The following is a 2,490-nucleotide window of genomic DNA, read 5'->3' on the forward strand; positions in this document are numbered from 1 at the left end:
GTGCGGCGGCCGCGGCGGCCACGGCGGGGACCGCGTACTCCGACGACTACGAGGTGCCGGGCACCGAGTCCGGCCGCGCCACCGTGCTGCTCGAGTGCTGCAAAGGGTGAGATGCGGGTGCGGGCGAGTGGTCTGCCCGTGAGCCAGGCGTCGAGTCGTGCCAGGTTGATGGCGGACGCCGGTGAAGTGGTGTTGCAGCCGGGTCTTGCCGAGCCCGCGGTAGCGGGACCGGCGCAGCCCGAACGCCTGGACGCCTGGACGCCTTGGGAGATGGTGCCCTCGATGCCGGCGCGGTGGCTGTAGCGGCGGCGCCAGTGGTCGGTGTCCTGTTCGACGCGGGCCTGCTGAAGGATGTCGTGCTCGGTCTTCGGCCGGAGGGACAAGGTCGCCAACGGAGTACAGCGAGCCGTCACCGTCGAAGACCCCGAGCGGCCCGTTCGCGAATCGCGGGTCGGAAGCGGGAGTAGCCGCCTTCTTCGCCACGGCCTTCGTTGTACCCGTTCTCCGTGCTTCGCGCCGCCGGGCGAGCTGTGGTGCATCTGCTGCAGGTGCCGGCCCCGAAACTTCTGGACCGTTCCGGTAAAGGCTTCTGGAACCTCCGCAACCGGGGCGGCGGGTGTGGGGAAGCGTGCGGCAAGGCCTTCCAGAAGTCGGAGGGCCTGGTGACGGCGCCGAATTCCCCGGGCGGGGCGGTGAGGTCCACTCCGCGTACAGCTTCCACGGTGAGCCTTCGCCGCGATGGGTCTTGGTCAGGCCCTCGGCGCGTACGATCGGCACCGTGTCTCTTGCGGATCCGGACTCCGCCCAGCACGGCAGGAGCGGCGTCGTCGCTCATTCCAGCTCCTCCTGACAGCGTTCCAGCCAGTCGAGGTCGGCCTGCAAATGCAGAATCGCGCCCTCGATCAGTAGCTGGGAGACCCTGTTGTTCCGGTCCTCGGATTCGGCCAGCTTCGACAGATCACGCATGGTGTTCAGATACTGCCGCCGCTGTTTGTTGATCAGGGTGACCGGGTCGGCCAGCCCGGACTCCGGGGCGAGGGCGATCTTCATGAAGAACTCGTCCCGTGCGGTGGTGGGACAGGTCCCGATCTCTGCCACGTCTGCGGCCGTGGAAACTGCGCGAAAGCGAAGGGCGCACGGCGGGGGCTGAAGGGCGGTGGCCATCTGGGGTTCCTTTGCGTGTGGGGGAGGTATCCAGTCCCGGTCCGGTCCAGCGCCGGGACAGCCGCTAAGAGAGAGCCAGCGGCCACCCAGGCAGCGGCGGCCGAAATAGATCTCCTCATCGACTGCGCCCCACCTGGCTTTTGCCGCCATGGGCCCTCTCGATCCCCCATGAGACTTGCCTGCACCCGATAACGTCAATTCTGTTGACATAATGACCGATCGGGGGAGCTGCAGGTCAAGAAACATCTTGCCGCGCTGGGCGAGGCGGGATTCATCTCCGACAAGACTGCTCCCGGCCGGATGGATCGCAGACCACGAGCCGGTTCTTCCTGCACGGCTCCTGGGACGGCTTCGGGCGGCACAGGTGTGGACGGCCAGCTCCACGCCGTAGCCCGCCCGGTGGCGGGGCGCGCGCCGTCGGGGAAGTGGCTAACGCCGTCCGGGGCGATCTCGATCAGCAGGTCGCCGCGCCCGTACGTAGGCTTCGGCCTGTTCCTGCCAGGCCCGGCAGTCGGCACGGATACGGGCCGAGGACCGAGCGGATGCTCCGCGTCCCCAAATACCGCGCCAGCCTCGTCGACCCCTACCGCGAGCACCTGCGCAGACACCTGACGCCACCGAGCACGCCATCAATGCCTGGTACGCCGTCCGATACCCTGCTCACAGAAAGCGCCTTCCGCCTGGACCGACAGAACCCCTCGACAAGGTTCATCGTCCCAGCTCAGAAGGCACTTTCGCGTTCCCACAAAATCCGGTCCCACACCAAGTGAAACAGCGAGGCTAGGCGTCACTGGCCCGGTGGCGGTGGGCACTGCCGCCTGCGGATGCTCGAGATATGCGGCATGGATGCGCAGCCCCAGCTCCCGTAGGGCGTGCTTGGGTTCGCCCAGGGCGGTGCCGAGGCGGCGGACGGTCAGGCCCGAGCTCCCCGTGCTCCCGCAGCGCCGTCTCCGCGATCAGCTATTTCGACAGCACCGCGCAGTCCTTCGTGGAACGTCGCCGCCTCCCGGGCCTCCTCCGGCGCTACACGGCACGCTCCCTCCACCCATGTCATCACGACCCGAGCACCTTACGCCAACAGGGTTGCCGTTAACAGCGGCGGGCGCGTTAGATCGGATCCGACAAGCGGCGCGCCCCGCAATCGGCGCCCGCACACCGTGTCCGGAAAGTCTCCGAAACGGGGCAGCCCTTCCACGTACGGTCATCATAATCAGCACAATCCGGACGGAACGGTGAATCCTGCCGCCGTCCGGTAAATCCCACCCACTTGCGTACGGCAGGAGCGGGGGATCCAGGTAAGCCGCCGATCCGGGATCCCGGAACAGC

General features: G+C 67.6%; 3 pseudogenes. All 3 read right to left on the bottom strand.

Going from position 1 to position 2,490, the window contains the following annotated elements:
- Window positions 1–92 precede the first annotated feature (92 nt).
- Window positions 93–383, bottom strand: a pseudogene (locus tag ABZ070_RS36685) (transposase); the annotation flags it as partial.
- Between the two features lie 448 nt (window positions 384–831).
- Window positions 832–1,065, bottom strand: a pseudogene (locus tag ABZ070_RS36690) (PadR family transcriptional regulator); the annotation flags it as partial.
- Between the two features lie 896 nt (window positions 1,066–1,961).
- A pseudogene (locus ABZ070_RS36695) lies at window positions 1,962–2,124 on the bottom strand (TetR/AcrR family transcriptional regulator); the annotation flags it as partial.
- Window positions 2,125–2,490: the final 366 nt, after the last annotated feature.

The organism is Streptomyces sp. NPDC006283, from assembly GCF_040613325.1.
Classification (GTDB): Bacteria; Actinomycetota; Actinomycetes; order Streptomycetales; family Streptomycetaceae; genus Streptomyces.